15 protein-coding genes are annotated in these 22382 nt (G+C 46.1%); 12 read left to right on the top strand and 3 right to left on the bottom strand.

The annotated features are described in order from the left end of the window. Positions 1–2 precede the first annotated feature (2 nt). The 8 genes from AAEO56_RS05965 (at position 3) to AAEO56_RS05930 (ending at position 13045) form a co-directional block, all read left to right on the top strand. The gene (locus tag AAEO56_RS05965; protein ID WP_341696121.1) at positions 3–758 is read left to right on the top strand and encodes a response regulator transcription factor; all 756 of its coding nucleotides are present in this window, start codon (positions 3–5) and stop codon (positions 756–758) included. 195 nt (positions 759–953) lie between these two features. After that, the gene (locus AAEO56_RS05960; protein ID WP_341696120.1) at positions 954–1163 is read left to right on the top strand and encodes a hypothetical protein; all 210 of its coding nucleotides are present in this window, start codon (positions 954–956) and stop codon (positions 1161–1163) included. A gap of 9 nt (positions 1164–1172) precedes the next feature. Further along, positions 1173–3542, top strand: coding sequence for an RHS repeat domain-containing protein (locus AAEO56_RS05955; protein ID WP_341696119.1), 2370 nt, complete (start codon positions 1173–1175; stop codon positions 3540–3542). A 145-nt stretch (positions 3543–3687) separates the two neighbouring features. Then, on the top strand, positions 3688–4374 hold the full coding sequence (locus AAEO56_RS05950) for a hypothetical protein (RefSeq protein ID WP_341696118.1): 687 nt from the start codon (positions 3688–3690) through the stop codon (positions 4372–4374). Positions 4375–4440: 66 nt separating this feature from the next. Next, entirely contained in the window at positions 4441–6687 is a 2247-nt protein-coding gene (locus tag AAEO56_RS05945; protein ID WP_341696117.1) for a hypothetical protein, read from the top strand. Between the two features lie 173 nt (positions 6688–6860). Continuing rightward, positions 6861–11345, top strand: a complete 4485-nt coding sequence (locus AAEO56_RS05940; protein WP_341696116.1) for a beta strand repeat-containing protein — start codon at positions 6861–6863, stop codon at positions 11343–11345. A 4-nt stretch (positions 11346–11349) separates the two neighbouring features. Then, a complete protein-coding gene (locus AAEO56_RS05935; protein WP_341696115.1) occupies positions 11350–11880 on the top strand; it encodes a TlpA family protein disulfide reductase in 531 nt (176 codons plus the stop codon). 766 nt (positions 11881–12646) lie between these two features. Further along, positions 12647–13045, top strand: coding sequence for a hypothetical protein (locus AAEO56_RS05930; protein ID WP_341696114.1), 399 nt, complete (start codon positions 12647–12649; stop codon positions 13043–13045). 143 nt (positions 13046–13188) lie between these two features. On the opposite strand, the gene AAEO56_RS05925 is transcribed toward AAEO56_RS05930, so the two are convergent. Beyond that, on the bottom strand, positions 13189–13497 hold the full coding sequence (locus tag AAEO56_RS05925; protein ID WP_341696113.1) for a sensor histidine kinase: 309 nt from the start codon (positions 13495–13497) through the stop codon (positions 13189–13191). A gap of 579 nt (positions 13498–14076) precedes the next feature. Here AAEO56_RS05925 and AAEO56_RS05920 point away from each other — a divergent pair. Then, positions 14077–14709, top strand: a complete 633-nt coding sequence (locus AAEO56_RS05920; RefSeq protein WP_341696112.1) for a T9SS type A sorting domain-containing protein — start codon at positions 14077–14079, stop codon at positions 14707–14709. A gap of 75 nt (positions 14710–14784) precedes the next feature. Here the strand turns inward: AAEO56_RS05920 and AAEO56_RS05915 are convergent, their stop codons facing one another. After that, positions 14785–15312 carry a lipocalin family protein gene (locus AAEO56_RS05915; RefSeq protein ID WP_341696111.1) on the bottom strand — a complete coding sequence of 176 codons (528 nt, stop codon included), beginning with the start codon at positions 15310–15312 and terminating at the stop codon, positions 14785–14787. Positions 15313–15553: 241 nt separating this feature from the next. Between AAEO56_RS05915 and AAEO56_RS05910 the strand changes: the two genes are divergently transcribed. The 3 genes from AAEO56_RS05910 (at position 15554) to AAEO56_RS05900 (ending at position 16985) form a co-directional block, all read left to right on the top strand. Beyond that, positions 15554–16006, top strand: a complete 453-nt coding sequence (locus AAEO56_RS05910) for a VOC family protein (RefSeq protein ID WP_341696110.1) — start codon at positions 15554–15556, stop codon at positions 16004–16006. A 140-nt stretch (positions 16007–16146) separates the two neighbouring features. After that, the gene (locus AAEO56_RS05905; protein ID WP_341696109.1) at positions 16147–16518 is read left to right on the top strand and encodes an iron chaperone; all 372 of its coding nucleotides are present in this window, start codon (positions 16147–16149) and stop codon (positions 16516–16518) included. Positions 16519–16601: 83 nt separating this feature from the next. Then, positions 16602–16985: a hypothetical protein gene (locus AAEO56_RS05900; protein ID WP_341696108.1), complete on the top strand. Its 384-nt coding sequence runs from the start codon at positions 16602–16604 to the stop codon at positions 16983–16985. A 123-nt stretch (positions 16986–17108) separates the two neighbouring features. On the opposite strand, the gene AAEO56_RS05895 is transcribed toward AAEO56_RS05900, so the two are convergent. Further along, positions 17109–22370, bottom strand: a complete 5262-nt coding sequence (locus AAEO56_RS05895; protein ID WP_341696107.1) for a T9SS type B sorting domain-containing protein — start codon at positions 22368–22370, stop codon at positions 17109–17111. Positions 22371–22382: the final 12 nt, after the last annotated feature.

The raw sequence follows: 22382 nt of genomic DNA, 5'->3' as shown, positions 1-22382 counted from the left end.
AAATGTGTGTAAAAATATTGATTGTTGAAGATGACTATATTGTAGCTAGATACATACAGGAGATATTAAAAGAAGAAGGCTACACATTTATAGAACATACTACAACTGTTGAAGATGCTTTAGAAGTAATTCAATTACGAAGGCCTAACCTGGTATTGATGGATATAAATTTAGGCAGAAATAAAGATGGTATAGACCTTGCCCTTGATCTATTATTAAAGGATAATTTGCCATACATATTTATTACGTCTTATAGCGATAAATTAACCATTGAACGAATAAAGGAAACAAGGCCTTACGGTATTATAATGAAACCCTTCAAAGCTATTGACATTAAAACTAATGTTGCTATAGTGTTGAATAATTACAAGTATAAAAGTATCGATGTAGTAAGGGCTAAAGATACTATCGACCAGGATGCGCCGCTGCGTATAAAAGATGTTGTAAGGTACATAGATGATCATATTTCTGAGAAAATAGATATCGACACCCTTGTGCCTATAACCAAATGGAAAAAACACCATCTTATTAGAATGTTTTCTCAATTTATGGGCACTACACCTTATAGTTATATACTCAACAGGAAAATAGAAAAATCAAAATTACTTCTTGAAGCGACAGACCTTCCTGTTGCTGCGGTGGCAGCAGATATGGGTTTTTACAGCTCATCAAATTTCTGTGCTACATTTAAAAAGTTTACCGGCCTCAGCCCGGATGCCTATCGAAAGCAACACTGGATTAAAAGCAAGACAACATAATAAAAGGGGATTTTCACATCGAAAGTCCCTTTTTTTATGTTAAATATTTTGTTAATTTTTAAACAGCCGTGTCAATATTTAAATATAGAGTTCTTAGCAGTGGGGGTAATTTTGCCTTATATAAGAACATATTATTTTAAGCCTGCCCTTCTGGCATAAGCATTACAATCCTACGTTAATATTAAATTTTTCAATATGAAGTTACTTACAATCAAAGTGTATTGCTTTATTGTGTTTGCATTGCCGTTGGTAGTGTTTGCACAAGAAGAGGATGAAGGGCCTGATCCGCCGCCGGATGAGGTGCCTATAGACAATTACCAGGTATACTTAGCATTACTTGGGCTTTTACTGGCCTTTTATTTTATTAAAAGAAAAGGCTTACTGCAGAAAAAAGTTAACCTGTAAAATCAAATTATGTTAAAAAGATTTACTCTTAAAAAAGAAAGAAGGTTATACGCTGGTTCGTGTGTGTTGATACTGGTTGTTTTTTCATTTATAAATGCAAATGCCCAGGTACAAAACAACGGAAGTCTCTATGTCGCTTCGGAAGTGTCAATGTATGTTGCTACAGGATCCTATAATTTCGGGAATACTCCTGCGGCAACAGCTACATTTAAAAACACTACAGCTTACGGTAAGCTCCTTTTTGAATCGGGTGTAACTGCAAACGGCGCTTCAGACAGTCATTACATAAACGGATACGCTTCTTATAATGGGAGTGACTCATTTTTGTATCCTTTGGGCGATGGAGGGGTTTATGCACCGGTTAAAGTCGTTTCCGGCACTGCCACAGCGACAGATGCGGCATATTACCTTACAAATCCCGCTACAGTGAGCACCGCATTGGAAACTACCCTTACAGCAATATCTTCTGTAGAGTACTGGGATATAAAGGGTACGGCAGCATCGGCAACGGTGTCCTTAACATGGAGGGCGTCAAGCGGCATGGCATCAATTACGGGAAACGACATCAATAATATAGTAGTGGTAGGTTATAACAGCGCCACCGCCAAATGGGAGGAACTGAACTCTGCAGTAGACTTTGTGTCGGCTTTGGGCGGTTACAGCAGCATTACTAAAGGCTCGGCAACTGCCACGGGTGTAAATCTTGCTACATACAGGTACTTTACCCTGGCGGGTAAAGTAGATGGTTGTGCACCGCTTGTAGCGTCTTCGGGTAATGTTAAAACCTGGGACGGAACTTCCTGGAGCCCATCTCCGCCTACATTGTTAGATCCGGTAGTTATAAATGCCCCATACAGCGATAACCTTAGTTGTAACTCGCTAGTCCTTAATGCAGATATAAACCTTGCGAACGGGCAGTATCTGGAAATTGTATATGGGTGTACGGGTAGCGGAAAGGTAAATATGGAATCGGAAGCATCTATTGTGCAGCGCAGTACCACAAGTCCGGCGCCGGCTATAGCAATGGTAAAAACAACCGGGCTGAAACGCAAGTTAGATTATATCTATTGGGGTACGCCTATAGCAGAAGACTTCTATAGCCAGTTGAACAATGCTGTCGCAGAAGGTCAAACTACCGCAGGGGCTTTCGACCAGAAATATAAATACGTTACCGGGGCAGGCGGAGGCTGGCAAAACCTCACGGCTATTACAAACGGTAAAGGTTTTATTACCAGGATTAAGCAGCAGGCGCCCTTTACAGATGCTACTACACAGGCCAGGGTAAATTTACCCCTAACCGGTACTGCAAACAATGGTACTGTAAACGTTACTGTGGCAAACAATCCTGCCTCTCCAAACGGGGGGTCCAGCTATGAGCTGCTTGCGAATCCGTATCCCAGCGCGCTGGATGCGTCAAGGTTTTTAAGGGCAAACGACCTGCTCGATGGTACCCTTTACTTCTGGACGGCAGCCACGGCTTCTACAGTTAGCGGTGCAGGCCAGTATACACAGGCAGATTATGCGCTATGGAACCTTGCGGGTAATGTAATAACCTCGCCATCATCGCAATTGCCTACCGGAAAAATCGCTTCAGCGCAGGGCTTCAGGGTAAAGGCATTGGGTACCGGTAGTATCAGCTATACAAACTGTATGCGGATAACCAACGGGAATGACAACTTTTTCAGGATGGCAGCAGAGGATGTACAGGAGCGCGACAGGTTCAAGCTTACTATGACCGGGGCTAACGGTGTGTTCAGCCAGATACAGATAGGCTATTTTGAAGAGGCTACTATGGGTTATGACAGGCTGTATGATGCAGGGCGAAACAGTGTGAGCACCTCGCAGCTGTACAGTTTTATAGATACCCAGAAGATCGCTATCAATACGCGGCCTGCTTTTGAAGTTACCGATATTGTCCCGCTTGGCGTATCGAAGGGTAGCACGGATGAAGGCGAGTTCACCATTTCTATAAGCAACCAGGAGGGTGTTTTTACACAGGGTGTAACCGTATACCTGTATGACAGTGCGTATGGCATATACCGCGACCTGTCCGTGAATCCCTATACATTCCCTATAGAAGCAGCAAGCCAGAATGACAGGTTTTATGTAGTGTACCAGATGCCCGACCTAAATAACGGCGACATCGATCATACTACGGCTACTGCCTACATAAAAAATGGGCAGCTTAATGTAAGCTCGAACAGGTTCCTGGAAAGAGTAGAGGTATACGACCTGGCCGGAAGGCTGATAGAGGTGTACGACAAACTTTCCGGCACACAGCTTACAAAGCCATTTAATCATGAAGAAGCCGTTTATATGGCTAAAATAAAACTTTCAAACGGCGCTTATGCCGATGCGAAGCTAATAAACATTAAATAACGCACTGACTTCTTAAAATTTCAACAATAACCTTGATAGTTTGAAGAAGATCAGACTGTTTCTATTCCTGCTGTTCGTTCTTACGGCCTCTGACAGGCGGTACCGTGTTGAAGCAGAAAGTAATTAATAACTAATACTAAGGCCCATGCAAAAATTCCGATATGCTCTTTTTGGCCTGATCTGGACAGGCTCGCTGTTTGCTCAAACGGGACGCCGCCCGGCAGATGCCCCCTTCAACCAATGGTCTGTGGAGGTAATGGTGGGCCAAAACAAACCTGTGCGTCCCTTTACAGAAGGATATTATGTCTCTAATCCCGAACGCTATATGTTCTTCTCAGAGATAAGCCACATAGACATTGGCGGCAGGTACATGCTCTCGGAACATTTTGGCCTTAAGGCCGACATTGGCCTCGACCGTTTCCGCAGCGTTTCCGGTAGCGGGTCGCTGCCATTCGACTCGGGTTCCCGGAGGATAGGCCTTCAGGGCGTGGCCAACATAGGCAGGGTGTTGAAGTTTGAGTCATTTTCCGGACGCCTGGGGCTGCTGGCCCATGCCGGGGTATTTGTCTCCCGGTTCAAGTCGGGAGGCGCCCGCGAAGACAACGGCGGATGGATACTGGGCATTACACCCCAGGTAAGGATAACCGACAGGCTTGCGGTAAACATGGATCTTTCGGCATTGTACAGCGTGAGGCAGCACCTCACCTGGGACGGGAAGCCCGCCGACCCCACGAACAACCTTACCGGTATGTTTTCAACAGTTTCGGTAGGGGCTACGTGGTACCTGGGCAAAAAAGACAAGCATGCCGACTGGTATACCGGCCGAAAGTAATCATGATAATTATATCCGCACACCACAGGACAAGTACGTATTTTTTCCAATCCTAATACATGTAACATGAAAAAAATTTTATTATTATTTGCGTTTTTCACCTCGCTTTGTGCCTCGGCACAGGTGAAGATCGGGGACAACCCTACAAACGTGAACAGTAACGCTGTTTTTGAGTTAGAAAGCACCAACAAGGGTGTTTTGTTCCCGCGTGTGGCGCTAAGCAGCACCACAAGCGCCAGCCCGCTAAGTGCCTTTGTAGCGGGTATGACTGTGTATAATACAGCTACTGCCGGTAGCGGCACTACCGCCGTGAGCCCGGGGTTGTATTACTCCGACGGTACCAAATGGGTTGTTGTAGATAAGGCCGCATATACAGGCTCTACTACAGTAACGCTAAACGGTACCAGCTTTGAGAGGGCTGCCCTTACCGGAGATGTGACCGCTGCGGCCAACACCAATGCAACTACCATCGCAGCTAATGCAGTAAACTCAGCAAAAATTGCTGATGGTACTGTAGTTACTGCCGACCTTGCTGACAATGCTGTAACTTCAGCAAAAATTGTGGATGCTACGGTAGCCAATGCCGACCTTTCTACAGGTACCGGCGGCATCTATAAAGGCAGCGGGTCGCTATCCGGCAATACTACTGTAACCATGGCGGCTAATACGCTGGCCTTCGCTTCAACCGCGACCACAGGCACCAGCCACTTTACTGTAGATGGCACCACGCTTAATGTAGATGCGGCAAACAACAGGGTGGGTATTGGTACTGCAACGCCAAGTGCTAAATTAACATCAGAAGAAGCAACTATTAATGGTAGAGCCTTAAATATTACCGGGAGTGGTATTGAAAGACTCTTTTTTGTTCCTGAAGTTGGAGTAGCAGGCTTCAATGGTATATCCTCTTCAGGGGATACAGGGATGTTCTTCGGCAATTCATCTGGCAGCGGTGTTGGAACAGCAACCTCAAGAGGACTTGTAATTGCTCCATGGACTAGTGGAGAAAGTGGATTAAAGATAACAGAGGCTGGTAATGTGGGTATTGGTACAACAGATCCCATTTCAGCCCTGGAAATTGTTAACAACGCTAGCGGTAACGATGGCAAAGATGATTTCGTAATTAGTACATTTGGTAGTACTTCTCCGGGAATGGCAATGTTCAAAAGCCGCGGAACAAAGTCTTCGCCTGCTAACCTGGTCAATGGCGACTCGACGGGCGGTATAAGTTTTGGCGGGCGATGGAACGGGACTTCTTACATTTGGGGCCCTAGCGCAATAAACTCTTTTTATAAAGGTAATGGCACTACAGGGTTGACCGAATTGCAATTTAATACAAGCTTTACCTCTCGTATGACGATTGATGAAGATGGCAATGTAGGGATTGGAAACACCGCTCCTAATGCACCATTACAATTTTCTAACAGTTTAGTGAACCGCAAATTAGTATTATATGAAGGTACAAACAATGACCATGGGTTTTACGGCTTTGGTGTTAATCCCGCCATGTTACGTTATCAAGTAGATGCTACGGCTTCGAACCATGTCTTTTTCGCAGCAACAAGTGCCACTTCTTCCAACGAATTGATGCGAATTACAGGTACTGGCAAAGTTGGTATTGGTACCAGCGCACCTACTGGTAAGCTGCATTTATCAGGAGATTCAACAGGAAGTAACTGGAACAACAGCTCAATTTATTCTACGCATACCGGTACGGGTGGGCATACCTGGGCATTCGGGGCGCGGCCTGTAGGTACGAACGGGGACTTGTCCATTTCTGATGAGACCGATGGACAGATCAGGATGATCCTTCAGGGCGGTACAGGAAACGTTGGTATAGGCGTAGGAGCACCAACCACACCACTACAGGTAGGTGGTGCAGTACGTGTAGGTACAAGCACACAAACAGCAGCAGCAGCAGGCGCTGGCGCTATGCGGTATAATAGTACATCAGGTGTAATGGAGTATAGCAACGGTACATCATGGATTCAGTTTGGCAGCACTAATTATGGCGCTTATGGAAGTATAGAGCTGGGTGATATTTACGGAGGCGGCAGCCCGGCAGCAGCTACAGTTTACCTCGGTTATAATGTCGCCTCTGCTTCGAAACCTGCCGGCAATAAAATAACAGTTAACTTTTCAACGCCGATGGCGAATGCGAATTACCACGTATCCATGATTCTTAAAGGGAACTATGATGCTGTAACCGAACCCTGGATAACAAGCAGGACAACAACAGGCTTTACTATCCAGTTTACGGAATTTACAGGTGTAGGGCAGACAGGTACATTCGAATTTATTGTATTTCCAAGATAACATATTGTATTGCTACCGGTATACTTAGCCGGTTAAACAGGGCACGACTTTATAACAGTTGCCGGGATAGGAAACTATGCCTTACAGGTAATTGTAACAACGCTTTGCATAGCCGCTATCCAAGGCGCAGCACAGGACAAGTACGTATTTTTTCCAATCCTAATACAAGTAACATGAAAAAAATTTTATTATTATTTGCGTTTCTCACCTCTCTATGTGCCTCGGCACAGGTGAAGATCGGGGATAACCCTACCTCGGTAGGAGAAAGTTCCTCCTTAGAGCTCGAGAGCGCCAACAAGGCGCTCCTGCTGACCCGGGTGCCCAATACGGCCGCCATTACCACCCCGGTAAACGGAATGGTGGTGTATGATGTATCCAGTAACTGTGTAAAATCCTATGAGAACGGTGCATGGTCCAACTGTTTGAGCTATACCGGCAGCACCGACCCTTCTACGAACGGTACCGCAGTGGTGTCGTCATACAGCTGCAACTCAGGATCCACAGGTATATTGACCGCCAGTGTGGCCGTTACAGGCGTTACACAAACCATTACTGCAAACGTTACCACCATTGGTACCTACAACATTACTTCGTCTATAAACGGGGTAGTGTTTACAGGATCGGGTACGTTAACTGCAACTGGCCCGCAAACCATTGTATTAACGGCAACAGGTACGCCTACAACGGTAGGCTCCAACTCGTTTGTGCTTAATACCGCGCCGGGCTGTACTTTTGCCCGAAATGTGCTTGCCAACCCTACATCGGGCGGCACGGCCATTGTATCGGCCTACAACTGTTCTACCGCTTCGGCGGGCACGCTTACTGTGGGCACACCCGCCAGTGGCGTTACACAAACCATTACGGCTACCGTAACCACATCGGGTACCTATAACATTGTTACTACTACGGTAAACGGTATCACCTTTTCAGGCTCGGGCACTGTTACCGCGCCTTTAGCTACTATAGTCTTAACGGCAACCGGTACACCGGGAGCGCCTACGGCTTCGGCCTCAAACCCTTTTACTTATAACTTAGGCACATCGCCGTCGTGCGGCTTTACCCGCAATATTATAAGCCCTACCTCGGGTGGTACGGCAGCCATGACCATTACCAGCTGCGCTACTACGGCCACAGGCGCCATGACAACAGGCACAGCCGTATCGGGCGTTAGCCAGACACTTACCGTAAATGTTACCGCACTGGGTACGTATAACATAAGCACTGCCGCCGCGAACGGTGTTACCTTTGCAGGCAGCGGCACATTTACGGCCCTTGGTTCCCAGACTATCGTACTAACCGCAACAGGTACACCTACCGCAGCGGGCACTACCAGCTTTGTGCTTAACAGCACACCAAGCTGTACCTTTACCCGTACTACGGGCGAGGCTTTTGTATCGTCATTATGTTCTGTTGCTTACGGAAGCTACCCGCAAACGGTTAGCGTGGGCAGCACTACCGTAACGGTTGCTAAAACCACTACTACCGATGGGGGTACTATTAGTGCATCAAATAGCTGCGGTGCAATAATACCTGCAACGTATAGTGGAGGAATTCAATTTTCTGGAATACAAAGCGCTACCTATACTTTTACAGTGCCGTTAAAAGGTATACAGGTATACGGTATAAATAATGAAAGCGGTGAGAACAACGAAGGCTTTACGGTATCAGCTACATTAGCAGGTGTACCTGTACCGGTAACGCTCGCTCCACTGAACTTAGGCAGTTGTTTTTCTAGTTTTACCCCTACGCAAAGCGGCAATACCGCATCTATCAGGAACACAGGCGTAAACTCTCCTTCAGGCCTTATCTTTAACATTAGCGCTACAGGCCCGTACGACAGTATTACCATATCACGTATCGGTGACTCCGGCGGCACCAACAATCACGGCCTTATGTTCTGTAACGCAACGGCGGTACCATCATCGTCTAACGGTACAGCGGTAGTATCCAGCTACGATTGCAGCGGCGCTACGGCAGGTACGTTATCTATGGGCGTAGCAGCATCGGGTGTTACCAAAACCATTACGGCCAACGTAACCACAGCTGGTACGTATGTAATTACGACAAATCCTGTAAACGGTATTACCTATTCCAGATCGGGCACCTTTACTGCTACAGGCCCGCAAACGGTGGTGCTTAACGCAAGTGGCACTCCTACCGCTACGGGTACATTTACGTATGCGCTGAACACCGACCCTACGTGTAGTTTTAATGTAACCGCTACATCGCTAACCAGTAATGGTACAGCTGTAGTATCGGCATATACCTGTTCTACAGGATCTGCCGGCACGCTTACCGTGGGCACTGCGCCATCGGGCGTTACACAAACCATAACTGCTACCGTAACCACAGCGGGTACCTATAACATAAGCACAACAGCCAATGGTGTCACCTTTACCGGCTCCGGCACCGTGGCGGCAGGTTCGCAGCCTATAATCCTTACGGCCACTACTACCCCTACTGCGGCAGGTGTGGGCAGCTTCGCGCTGAATACAACCCCTGGTTGTTCTTTTAACCGCAACATTATAAGCCCTACCACAGGTGGTACTGCTGTAATGACCATTACCAGCTGTACTACAGCATCTACGGGTGCCATGACAGCAGGCACAGCCGTATCCGGCGTTAGCCAGACGGTTACGGTAAACGTTACCGCACTGGGTACCTACAGCATAAGCACTGCCGCCGCGAACGGTGTCACCTTTGCAGGCAGCGGTACCTTTACTGCACTTGGCTCGCAAACTGTTGTACTAACGGCAACAGGCACACCTACAGCGGCAGGCACTACCAGCTTTGTACTGAATACTACCCCGAGCTGTACTTTTACACGCACAGTTGGTGAGGCTTTTGCAGCTACTTCATGCTCTGTTGCTTACGGCAGCTACCCGCAAACCATTAGCGTAGGCAGCACTACCGTAACGGTTGCTAAAACTACAAGCACCGATGGTGGAAGTTCAGGTGCAGCTAATTGTGGAATAGTGCCGACCACAAACAACGGAATTAGTTTTGGTGCAGGGCAAAGCGCTACCTATACCTTTACAGTGCCGTTAAAAAACGTACAGGTATATGGCACTAATAATGAAAGTGGTGAGAACAACGAAGGCTATACGGTATCAGCTACATTAGCAGGTGTACCTGTACCTGTAACGCTCGCTCCACTTAGTATAGGCAGCTGCTTTCAGTTTTTCACGGCTACACAAAGCGGCAATACCGCCTCTATTAACAACACAGGCGCATCAACTTCTGGCCTTATATTTAATATTAGCGCTTCAGGGCCTTATGATAGTATTACTATTACACGTACCAGTACCGCAGGTGGCGGTAACACACATGGCCTTATGTTCTGTAACGCTACGGCGGTACCATCATCGTCTAACGGTACGGCGGTAGTATCCAGCTACGATTGCAGCGGCGCTACGGCAGGTACGCTAACGGCAGGTGTAGCGGCAAGTGGTGTTACCAAAACCATTACGGCCAACGTTACTACCATAGGCAGCTATGTTATTACTACCAATCCTGTAAACGGGGTGTCGTACTCCAAATCAGGCACCTTTACTGCCACAGGACCGCAAACTGTGGTGCTTAACGCAAGCGGTACGCCTACGGCTACAGGCGCTCAAACTTATACGCTCAACAGCAACCCATCGTGCAGCTTTAACGTGACTACAGCAGTCAACCCGTCGTCTAACGGTAGCGCGGTAGTTTCTGGCTATGTGTATACCTCCTCTTTCGGCTATCCGACAGCTGGCATCGCTACCACAAGCGCATTAACCGTTACATTTACTGCAACAGTTGTTACTGCAGGCACTTATTCGCTTTCGGCTACGGCAAATGGCGTAACTTTTGCCGGCACGGGCACCTTTGCCGGCACCGGTAGCCAAACCGTAACGCTCACGGCATCAGGCACACCTGTTGCAACAGGATGCTTTAACTGGACATTAAACACAACCCCTGCCGGAACCTACAGCCCAAGGACCCTTGGGAACGGTAGCAGCAGCACTACTACATCTGTAAACTGTAACAAGATCAAGACCGATTTCCCATCCTCGGCTGATGGTTTATACTGGCTGGATATTGATGGATGTGAAAACACATTCTCCCCGGTACAGGCCTATTGCGACATGACCACCGATGGCGGCGGCTGGACACTGGTGCTTAACTACCTGCACAAAGCGGGCACTACACCGGCATTGGTAGTAAAATCGACCTCGTTCCCGCTGCTGGGCAGCAACACGCTGGGCACCGACGAAAGCGCCAGCGCCACCACCTGGGGCCATTGCTCTTCGGCCGTGCTGAATACGGGTCTTTTTTTCACCAGCGCACGCTTTTATGGCAAGACCAGCGGCCACAGCAGGGTAATGCACTTTAAAACCAGCCTGGCAGGGGTTATAAGCTACATGAAAACCGGTAGCGGCGGCATGACGGGCTTAGCGACCAACTTCACCTCTTTATCAGGACATACAGCTAATTTGCCTGGGGCTGCAGATAATTATTGGTCTAATCAGGGGAATGCTTCAATTACGGCATTTCCTTTTTGGAAAGGTGGTACTAACCACTGGGGAGTGGGAGCAAACGATGGCAGTGTATCCAACAGATGGGAAATGGATGATTTTCCGAATGGGCCGGCTAACTCTACCTACCACCAAATATGGGTAAGATAGTAGTATGCTAACCTATAGCAGGCTAATGGCGCTGGTGTTTATTATGGCGGTGCGGGCTACTGCCCAAACCGCCACTACCAGCCCGGCAGCGCAGCTAATGCAGGAGCGCAAAGAGCGCTACAGCCAATGGCACACGGGCGCTGCCGTACCCGATGTTGCCCTGGCTAATGGCGCCAGCCTGTATAACCTTACGGCACGCAATGTAATAGTGCTGTTCTGGAAAACCGATTGCCCGTATTGTGAGCAGCTCATTCCGGTTTTAAACGAACTGAGCCGGCAGTACACAAAAGAAGAACTCGCCATTGTGGCAATATGCCTGGACAATGATACTGCCGCATGGCAAGCCTATACAGGCACCCAGACCGCATCAGGCTTATGGTACCATAAATGCGATGGCGCGGGTTTTTATGGCGATGATGCTGTTAACTACAGTGTTTATGGCACACCCGCACTCCTGGTGGCAGATGCTGCCTTTACCATCAAAGGCAACCCCAGGGGCATAGAGCAGCTAAAGGCATTGCTGGATAGCCGCTGATTGTATTCAATTGTAAGTTGAGTTTTATTTATAAAGCTTGTTTTGGTGTGAAGTAGTAATACTTCGTTTTTTTAGATGCCCGCAGGTGGGGATAATTCCTGCGGGCGATTTAAAACTTTAATTAAAAATGTTCTTGTTACATCATTATATAACGTTCTTGTAAAACTAAGTAACTGTCTAAATTTTAAAAAGATTACTATTTAACCACATAGGAACATTCCCGCTATTGGCGGGACAAGTTATGTGGTTAATTAAAAAAATTAGACAGTTACTAAAAATCAACATTTTAGAAGAAGCCTTACAGCTTCAATTTTTAGTACCCGCAGGAAATGGGGGCCTGCGGGTTACTAAAAAGATGAAATAGTGCAAAGAACATTACAGCGTTTTTTTGCAGTAATTGAACAACATTTTAGATGAAGCCTTGCGGCTTCGGTTTGGAGCCCGCAGGAACGTAAGGGCCTGCGGGTTATTTTTAAAAATTTAATACGACCCTCTATGTTGCATTACAGCTAATGTTTGCAGCAAATTAAAATACTTTTTGGAAGAAGCCCGAGTGCTTCAATTTTTTGGTACCCGCAGGAGGTGAGGGCCTGCGGGTTACTAAAATGTGATAGTTGCAGCAATGCTGTTTTTTAGAAGCCTTACAGCTTCGTTTTTTGGTGCCCGCAGGAGGTGAGGGCCTGCGGGTTACTTAAAAAATCCTCATAATCATACCCTATAGGTATTGTTTGTTGTTAAAAAATAATAATTATAAAAACTTTTTTTAATGTGGTTATCTAATGCCCGTATAAGTTTTTCAAAAGAATACATCGAGATAAAATATGGGATTAAAAAATATACAATAAATTTTTCTGACATAGTTGAAGCAAAAATTGTTACGAGAGTGACATTGGCATCCTATCTAATGATATTGGTGCCGTTGCTACTGCCCATAATACTGCTTGCAGACGGCAGGCTTAAGCAAGAAACCCTATTGTACTATCTCATTGCCTTTATAGCGGTATTACTTATAATGGTAGCTGTAGTAAAGCGCGAAAAAAAATGTTATTTAATAATAAAGCGGAATGGACAAAGCAATTTTCGCTTTTCTATAGAGCCGCGGCAGGAAAAAGCAGCCTATGCGTTGTTATCGCGCATACAGTCTGCCAGAAAAATAAAACCTTAGTTGACGGTACTTTTTTATGGGAGTTTGAATCGCTTTCAATTTTGGGGAGGCTGTGGCCCTAAAAAGCCGCAGCCTATTTTTTTTAGGTATAAAGCTCATAAAATATTTGTGGCATCCGGTGGATTATCCAAATAGTAAATTCCTTAAAATACCAGGACAAATTTTGTATGCCCTACAGAATTTACAGACAATTTTGCATTCAATTGGGTTGACATGATTTTTATCAGTTCCAGTCCGAAGGTTTTTGCCTTTGTGGTACCCTTGTCAAATCCCACACCGTTATCCTGCATCTTTAGCCTCATTTTATCATTCATGGTGTCCAGGCAAATCGTTATTTCGCCTGTGTTTTTATCCGGAAAACCATGCTTCATCGAATTACTTACAAATTCATTTACTATAAGCCCCATGGGAATGGCAGTTTCAAGGTTCATTTCGATATCGGGCGCATCCACGTTTATAGTAATATCTGTACTGCCGGAATGGCTTTTCAGGATGGAGAGGGTTAAATTTTCAATGTAGCTCTTTGCACTTACATATTCTATCGACTGCGATTGGTATAAATGCTGGTGTAGCTGATGTAAATGGCAATGGAGAATCAGACATATTATTTTTCAGGGGCGAATCAATTAATAAGATATCTGTTTAATCTCTTGATAATACGACTTTATTCAACTTATTTTACGCAAAAAAATTGAAAGTATAAAATTCCCAATGATCCTTTGTGAAAAATATTCCATAAATTTGTAGATACTACTGTTACAAAGCTTTGTGAGCAAAACAGTGAGTGTTTTTCAAGATGTGTACGTAATTTATTGATATAAAGGTATTTGTGGTGGTTTTGAGTCGTCCTGCCACCCCGACAAAAAGCCGAACAGCAATGTTCGGCTTTTTTCATTTTATGATTGTGCCGGTTATAGCGTCCCGCCAGGGCGGGAACGTTGCAAGTTCGAATCCTGCCGCCCTCTAACAAAATCCTATCCGAAACAGAAAGGTTTTTTTTTGTACATTTAACCATCCAAAAAATAAACTTCATGATAAAAAAATTACTCTTTGCCATCCTTTTCTCAGCGTGCTTTACCAGCTTACATGCCCAGGGCGTTGTTTGCATAACTGTATTTAACGACCTTAATGGTGATGGTGTGCAAACTGCCAGCCAGGGTGAATCAGGGGTTGAAGGGGTTGCGATTGTCATAGTAGCAGCGCCTGCATCATTTCCCCATCCTTTACCCTACGCTATGTATACCGACGCGACAGGCAATTATTGCTTTACCGACCTCGATAACGGCCAGTATAATTTTGCTTTAGAGGTTCCTGAAGGTTGGAATTATAGCGGTGACCCGTTTTTTACGGTAAATGTTACTGATGGCGGGGCAAACAATTTCAGGTTTGGGGTTATGGAAGCCATGGCAACCAGGGGACATGAAATGACAAAACTTAAAGCCTATCCCAATCCGGCTTCCACTTTTCTCACTATTCAATCGCAAACTACTGAAGTGGGTGCTGAAATTATGATATATGACCTGTCCGGCAAATGGCTGTCCTCCCAAAAACTTACCGGTACAAATACAAACGTTGATGTAAGCCAGTTGGCAACCGGATTTTATATAGCGAAATTTAAGTTTGGAAATGTATCGCAAAACTTAAAATTCGCAATAGCCCGATAAGCTGAACAGAAATAAGAAGAGGCCACCTAAACTGATTTAGGCGGCCTCTTTTCCATTTTATACTTTATCCTGAAATTACTTTTTAGCAACGAATTTCATAACCATATCGGCATCTTTTGGCGCGAGGTCGAGATTGTCATCTGTTAGAGTTAAAACATTTACATCTGACTTTTTACCATCTTTACCATCTTTTTTTTCAGCAGTGGTAAGTGTTTTGCCGTCATCGCTCAACGTCCATGTGCCTTCATTTTTAATCTCCTCCTTACCATCTTTCATGGTATTGGTAAAAGTACCATCTGCCCTAAACTCAAAGATCATGTTGCCCTTCACTTTAGACATGTTCTCTGCCATCATTTTTTTCATTTCTTCCTGCTTCTCTTTTGGCTGCTTTGCAATCATTGCTGAAGCATCCATCTCTTCAATTACCCATGTTTTAGTAAGCATGGCCTTTGGATCAGCTTTAGGGGCTTCTTCTGCTTTGGCTTCTGTAGTTTCAGCGGAAGCTTCAGTTCCTTCTTTTGCAGCATCGCCTTCTTTCTTTTCGCCACAAGATGCAAGCATCATAGTTACAGCAAGGGCAAGCATTAAATTTTTAAATTTCATAATGTTATATTATTGGTTAAGGCACAAATAAAATAAAAATTTTCATATAAAATATTTTGAAAACGTTATTTTTTAACTTTTTAATTAAAAAATAATGCGCTGATGGAATGATCTTTAAAAAAATAATGTCGCAATCTGCCCGCTTTGTTGTCGGGTTTGCCCTGCTTCAATCCGGCAGTACTGCTGTAAATTTGTATAAACCATTCAACTGAAAGTAACAATAATTTTAAAATCAGTCACTATGCAAAAGATAATGCCTTTTTTATGGCTTGATGCCAACCTACAGGAAGTTATAGAATACTACACATCAATTTTTAAGAACTCTAAGGTTACCAGTATACATAAAATGCCCGATGGAAGCTTTATGACTGCCTCTATTGAAATAGAAGGACAGCCGTTTATGCTGCTTAACGGAGGGACCCACTTTAAATTTAATGAATCGATATCCTTTTTCGTGCGCTGCGAAACACAGCAGGAAGTTGACCATTACTGGAACAGCCTTACAGCGAATGGCGGGGAAGAAAGCATGTGCGGCTGGCTGAAGGATAAGTACGGGCTTTCATGGCAGATAATCCCAACCGTGTTACTGGACCTGATGTCCGCGGGTGGTGAAGGCGGGCAAAGGGTAATGCAGGCCATGATGAAGATGCGTAAAATAGAAATTGCAACGATCGAAGAAGCTTATAACGGATGAACCTGATAAGGAACTGTCCGGAAGGTGTTATTCTGACGAAGGAAGATCTCTTATAATCGACAATTTGAGATTCTGCACTCCGCAACCTACGTTCAGGATAACACATTTTGATACATTTATTTTACTAAAAGCACAACACTATGGATAAACCAAAAGACATTGACGACTATATAGCGGGCTTTCCTGATGATGTCCAAAAGCTTTTGCAGGAAGTGCGTAAAATTGTGCAAAAATCCGCGCCGGAAGCTATCGAAAAGATAAGCTATGGCATGCCTGCGTTTACCCTCAATGGTAACCTCGTATATTTTGCCGCTTTCAAAAACCACATCGGTTTTTATGCACTGCCATCGGGAAATAAGGCATTTCAGGAAGAGCTGTCAGCCTATAAAACCGGTAAAGGCTCCATCCAATTTCCGTTTGATAAGCCGCTGCCTGTAAAACTGATACAAAAAATTGTGAAATTCAGGATTGCTGAAAACGATGAAAAGGCAAAGCTGAAAAAGAAGAAGTGACACCTTTTTCCGAAACGATAACATAACCTAAATTAAATATTGAATAAGGGCGGATTACCTATTTTTGGATAAAATGTCCAAACGTGAAAAAGAAAACTTTTCGTAAGCTCGAAATCCTCCTCCATGTCGTTACCTCGGTCATATTACTGCTAAAGGGATATGCCGAAGTTGTAAAGAACCTTTATTTCCCCGGATGTATCTTATTAGGCCTCGGCCTTATCGTTCTGGTCATTACTTTTTTTTGGAGAAAGCTGAATATACGGCCAAAACAGGCCCGGATCATGTGCTATTACATTGAAGCCCCGGCCCTGTTTATAACCGCTTATGTACTTTATCTGGAAAAGAATGAATCGCTTCCACATCTATTTTTGCTTGCAGGGATGCTTTACCCTATGTTGGGATTTATCTCTTCAAAAAAGTTCAAGAGAATTAATAAATCTGTCAACAACAGGGAAAACCCTATTTAACGGGAATTAAAATAATCACCTCTATTTAAATTCCCCAAAAGGCTCAAAACTTTATGCTTGCGCCTTTGCGGGGACCTTCTTTCCAGGTTTCAGAAATAGCATCTGCCTCAGGTTAAGCAGCAATTATCGTAGTAACGAGAAATGCGATTTAAACTCCTTATCCTGTCCATTAGACTTGTACTTTACAATAAACCAATAATCGGTTGCGGGCAGCACAGCGCCATTGAAGGTGCCGTCCCATCCATGCCCGCCTGGCCTTACCACTGCTATGGCTTTGCCAAAGCGGTCGAATATTGAGATCTCGGTCGTATAGCTGCTCAGTCCGGTGATGTTCCACGTATCACGTTCGCCATCGCCATTCGGGCTGAAAAAGTGAGGGAAGTTGAGCGCAGTCACTGAATAGGCTGTTTCTCCGCACCCATTTACGTCCTTCACTGTAACCGTATATTCTCCCTGGCTGATGTTTATGAAGTACGGTTCGTTTTGAAACGGCCCGCCATCAAGGCTGTACACGTAGCTTCCTGAACCGCCTGTTACCGATACTGTGATCGTCTGGTTGTTCTGGAAATCACTTCCGGCATCAACAATAGCCACAGGCACCGACGAAACGCCAACCGTGGAAGTTGCTTCGCCAACACAACCTGTTACGGTATCGGTAGCTATTACCTTGTAAACACCGGGTTCATCTACGGTAATCGCACCGGATGTATCAGGCAATGCAGTGCCGTCTTTTTCCCATGTAAAAGTATATCCTGCCGAAAGCTCCGTATTTAATGTAGTGCTGCTGTAATCGCCGGTAGTTAGGTTTTCGCAAAGGTAAGCATCTTCTATAGCGATGTCCGGCAGGCCATTCACACGGAACAATAGCGTTGCTGTACCGTGGCATTCCGTTGCCGTACCCGGAACATCGTAGGTTATCATGGTAAACCCTTCGCTAAGGGCTGTTACTTCACCGCTGGCGCTTATTGTTGCAACGGTGGTACTGCTGCTGGCCCATGTGCCGCCTGTCACTACATTAGCCAATTGCAGCGTTTCGCCCTCGCAAACTTCGGTGCCGCCTGTTATAATACCGGCATTTACAGTTGGAATGGGATTACTGACAGCAATTACCGGCGTAACCGATGTACATCCATCGCTGTTTTTTACCGTTACCATATAATTGCCCGGCGCAATGTTGGCAAAATAAGTACCTGTCTGGAAACTAGTTCCGTTTATGCTGTAGCTCAAACCGGTACCTGTTGGCGAATCAATAGTTATCGTGCCTTTAGGATGGTCGCAATCGGGATTGACTACCGTTACCGATGCTACTGCCGGTATTGCCTGCGCAGGGTTAATAGTTACGCTTTTATTAGAAGTGCATCCATCGGCATTTTGTGCCGTAAGTACATAGGTTCCCGGGGCCACATTGGTAAATATATTGCTTGCCTGGAAGCCCGTACCGATACTATATGTCATCCCGGGAGTTGCCGGGGAGTTGACTGTTATCGTTCCCGTAGTCACAGAACAGAAAGGCTGCGTGATGCTCACCACCGGCATTGACGGTATTGCAGGTGAAGGATTAACTGTGTAAGGGCCGGATACTGATGTACAGCCCTCTGAAGTTTTAACTGTAACAGTATATGTGCCTGGCGAAACATTGGCAAAAGTAGCTGAAGACTGGAATGATGTTCCGTTGATGCTGTAGGTAAGCCCCGCGCCTAATGGAGACGTTATTACAATATTCGGCGGGGTAGTACAGCCTGCAGGGTTTACAAGTACTGCGGCAAGAAGAGGTGTTACAGGCTGGGTATTTATTGTGGCCATCTGCATATTGATACACCCATTGGGAGATTGCACGTATACCGTGTAGTTTCCGGCAGGCAGGTTTAAAAAATCACTGCCGGGGCCGAATGTCGTACCATCAATACTATAGGTCAGGGCATTCGCTATTGGTGATACTACCGAGATACTCCCGGTTGCCGAAGCACATGTGGTCTGGGTAACCGAAAGCACAGGCGCGCCCGGGCCTGCAAGTCCCGGTGTAATAGAATATGGCCCAGATGTAGCGGTACATCCACCCGAACTTTTTACCGTGAGTGTGTACGTGCCCGATGCCGGATTTGAAAAGACAGGGTTCGCCTGGAAATTTGTCCCGTTGAGGCTATACGTAAAACCTGTTCCTAATGGGGAAGTAACCGTTATAGTTCCCGGATCGCCGCATGATGGCTGCACCACTGTAGCAGTTGGTGCGGTTGGTATTACCGGCGCGGTATGGATGGCAACAGGCACTGTAATTGACGTACAGCCCAAAACATTCTTAACCGTCACACTATACGCAAAACCTCCGTTCAGCCCACTGAAAACCGTACCCTGCTGGAAATTGACACCGTCTATACTATAGGTATATTGCGATCCAAGAGGCGCAAGTACCGTAAGAGTGCCGGTGCTGGTGGTACAGTCCGGATGATGATCCTGAAGGGTAGCAACAGGTGGCGCAGCTGCAGCCGAACTTATTGTTGCAGGATATAGCTGCGAAACGCACCCGCCGACATTCTTAACATATACCGTATAATCGGCAGGTGCAAGGTTTGCAAATTCTGTCGATGCCTGGTAAGACGTGCCATTGATGCTATAGGTATAGCCGTTCCCGACAGGTGAGTTGATGCTTATGCTTCCGGTAGGTATTTCGCACACCGGCTGCACTATGGTTACATCTGCAACTTCGGGGATAGCCGGTTGGGCATTAATAGCTATCGGGTTAGTAGATGAAATACACCCGGCTGCATTTTTTGTCGTGATTGTATAAGCAGTATTGTCCGCCAAATTATTAAAAGCAACTGCCTGTTGGAAATTCGTACCGTCAATACTATAAGTGTAACTTCCTCCCAAAGGTGCCGTTACTGTAATTGTACCCGTAGCCGATGTACAATTGGGCTGTACAACGGTATAAGTTGCTACTGCCGGTGTAAATGGCGATGCATCGATCACAACATTGCTTAACGTAGCAACACAGCCGGAAGGGCTTTTTACACTTATAGTATAATTGCCCGCGCTGACTCCTGTAAACGCTGTGCCCGTTTGGTAATTGGCCCCATCGATGCTATAGGTAAATCCGGGATCGGTCGGGGATTCTACAGTAATAGACCCCATAGGTGTAGTGCAATCAGGCTGCTCTGTGCTTACATTTGGCACGTCCGGTATAACCGGTGCGGCATTGATGGTTACCGGGTTTGTTACTGAGGTACATCCTGAGGTGTTTTGTACCGTTATAATATAATCTGTCCCTCCGGCAAGGCCTGCAAAAGTAGTTCCCTGCTGGAAAGTTATACCATCTGTACTATAGGTATACTGTGCTCCTATTGGCGCTGTTATCGTTATCGTACCTGTAGATGAAGAACAGCTGGGCTGCACAACGCTGTAGGCTGCAACTGCCGGGGTAGTCATCGAGGCGTTTACAACGACATTATTATGCACAGCAGTACACCCTGCTGCATTTTGTATATATATATTATAATTGCCACCAACAAGGCCTGAAAAAATGGTTCCCGGCTGGTAATTCGAGCCATCAAGGCTATATAATAATCCTGTACCAACAGGCGCATCAACCGTAATACTGCCCGACGGGGTGCCGCACGTCGGCTGCGTTACCGTGATATCCGGTACTGCCGGCGTGTCATTAATAATGATATCAGCAGTACTGCTCCCCCCTATCCTACAGGTAGAAAGGTCTTCAATAATTTCATAGGTTACAGTATAGTTGCCCGGCGTACTTGCAGCCACATTGATCTCCCCGGTGGCAGGATCTATAGTAAGTCCCGCCGTGGAACTGAATTGCCCACCGCCGGTAAACCCTGCCGAAGTTGTTGGTATGATATTATCTGCGTCGTGACAGGTATCCGCAGGCAAGCTAAAGCCCGTTACAGGTGCTGTGGCCGTGTTTACGGTAACCGTAAGAGGCTCGGCTATACTTTCACAGCCATCCGCCGAGGTTTGGCTTACATAATATGTTGTAGTTCCCGTTGCTGCTGTTGATGGTGTTGGCGGGCCTCCTGCCCCGTCATCAGGGTACCAGTTGAGGGTATTGCCCGGCAATGCGTCCGCGGTTAACGGGTCGGCCTGCTGCCCCTGGCAATACGTTACATTAGCTATAACCGGAGACGGTGGCTCCTGTCCGGCAAAATTTATGGTGAGCGTACTCGTGCAGTAAGCCGTGTTCCAGTCGAAATGGTAAACACCCTGTGCCCCAAAGCCGGTAATGGTCGTATTGTTGCCCGATGCGTTCCCTATTACAGTTGATGTAGGGTTGTCGGCATGGGCTGTCCATGTACCGGTGCCGGCCGCCGCAATGTTTGCCGTCCCTGTGCCACATCCCATATTGAATGGATTTGACGAAAGGATGCCGTTATTTGCCGTAAATGATATCGCATCAAGATAGTTCCCCACGCTTGCTCCACCCACACTGGAAACCGACTGGAATATAAAACGTGTGGTTGTTTGGCCTGCCGGTACAGTATAGCTTCCGGTATAGTAGCCCCATGCCGTGTTTCCCGTTGTTGCGGTTTGTACCGAGGTGTACGGCCCGCCCGGAGGCCCTGCAAGCAGCTGGCAGGTATCGGTTCCCTGCCGTCCCCTGTGTGCAAAGCCATAATTAAATATCGTAGGCTGCGGGGTGGCATAGTCCTGGTAAACGCCCGATACAAGATTGGCATTCAGTTCTATGAATTGTGTACCATCATACGAAGGCACATTCTCATAGTTTGGCACTACCCAAAATTCCATCATCTGGTCAGAGGCGGTCGTTCTCCATCCCTGTACGGCATTGTGGTTTACAAATACCGGAAATGTTGTTGGCGCAGGGGGCGGTGGCGATTCAAAGCTATAATTTATAGTGGTTATAAGACAGTCGGTCTGGTTGCTGCTGGATGGTGCCGGCAGTGTATTCACACATATTGAAAATCCCGAATTATTGTTGGGTGAAGCCAGATTATAATAGGTTCGCAGCTTGTAGGTAATCCCGGGAACAAGCCCGTTAGCATTTATAACATTATTCACACTGCAATACAACTGGGTCAGTGTGGTACAGTCCCCTTCGTATAGAACGAGTACAGCAGGTTGGGCGGTTCCCGTAAAATTAGAAAGCGAAATACTATGTGCCGATGAGGTTGCTGTAAACTGGAACCATATATCACCGCCATTTTGTGCGGTACAGGTACTGCCCTGCGACGACACCGTAGCGGTAGCAAATGATGCTGGTGTTGAAGAGGTACATGACTGACCGGTATTGACCGTCAGCCATGCCGCGGAAGCACATTCATCATTTACAGGAGGGGCCGTTAAACCGGGAGAAGCATAGGATATAGTATAATGAAGGAACAATGAAATACAAAGCAGGGTAATGTTTTTCATAAGCTGGATTTT

Origin of the sequence: Flavobacterium arundinis (assembly GCF_038289855.1) — a bacterium.
In the GTDB taxonomy this organism is placed as follows: Bacteria; Bacteroidota; Bacteroidia; order Flavobacteriales; family Flavobacteriaceae; genus Flavobacterium; species Flavobacterium arundinis.
Note: the sequence above shows the minus strand (reverse complement) of the source record. Positions and strands in the feature narration are given on the sequence as shown.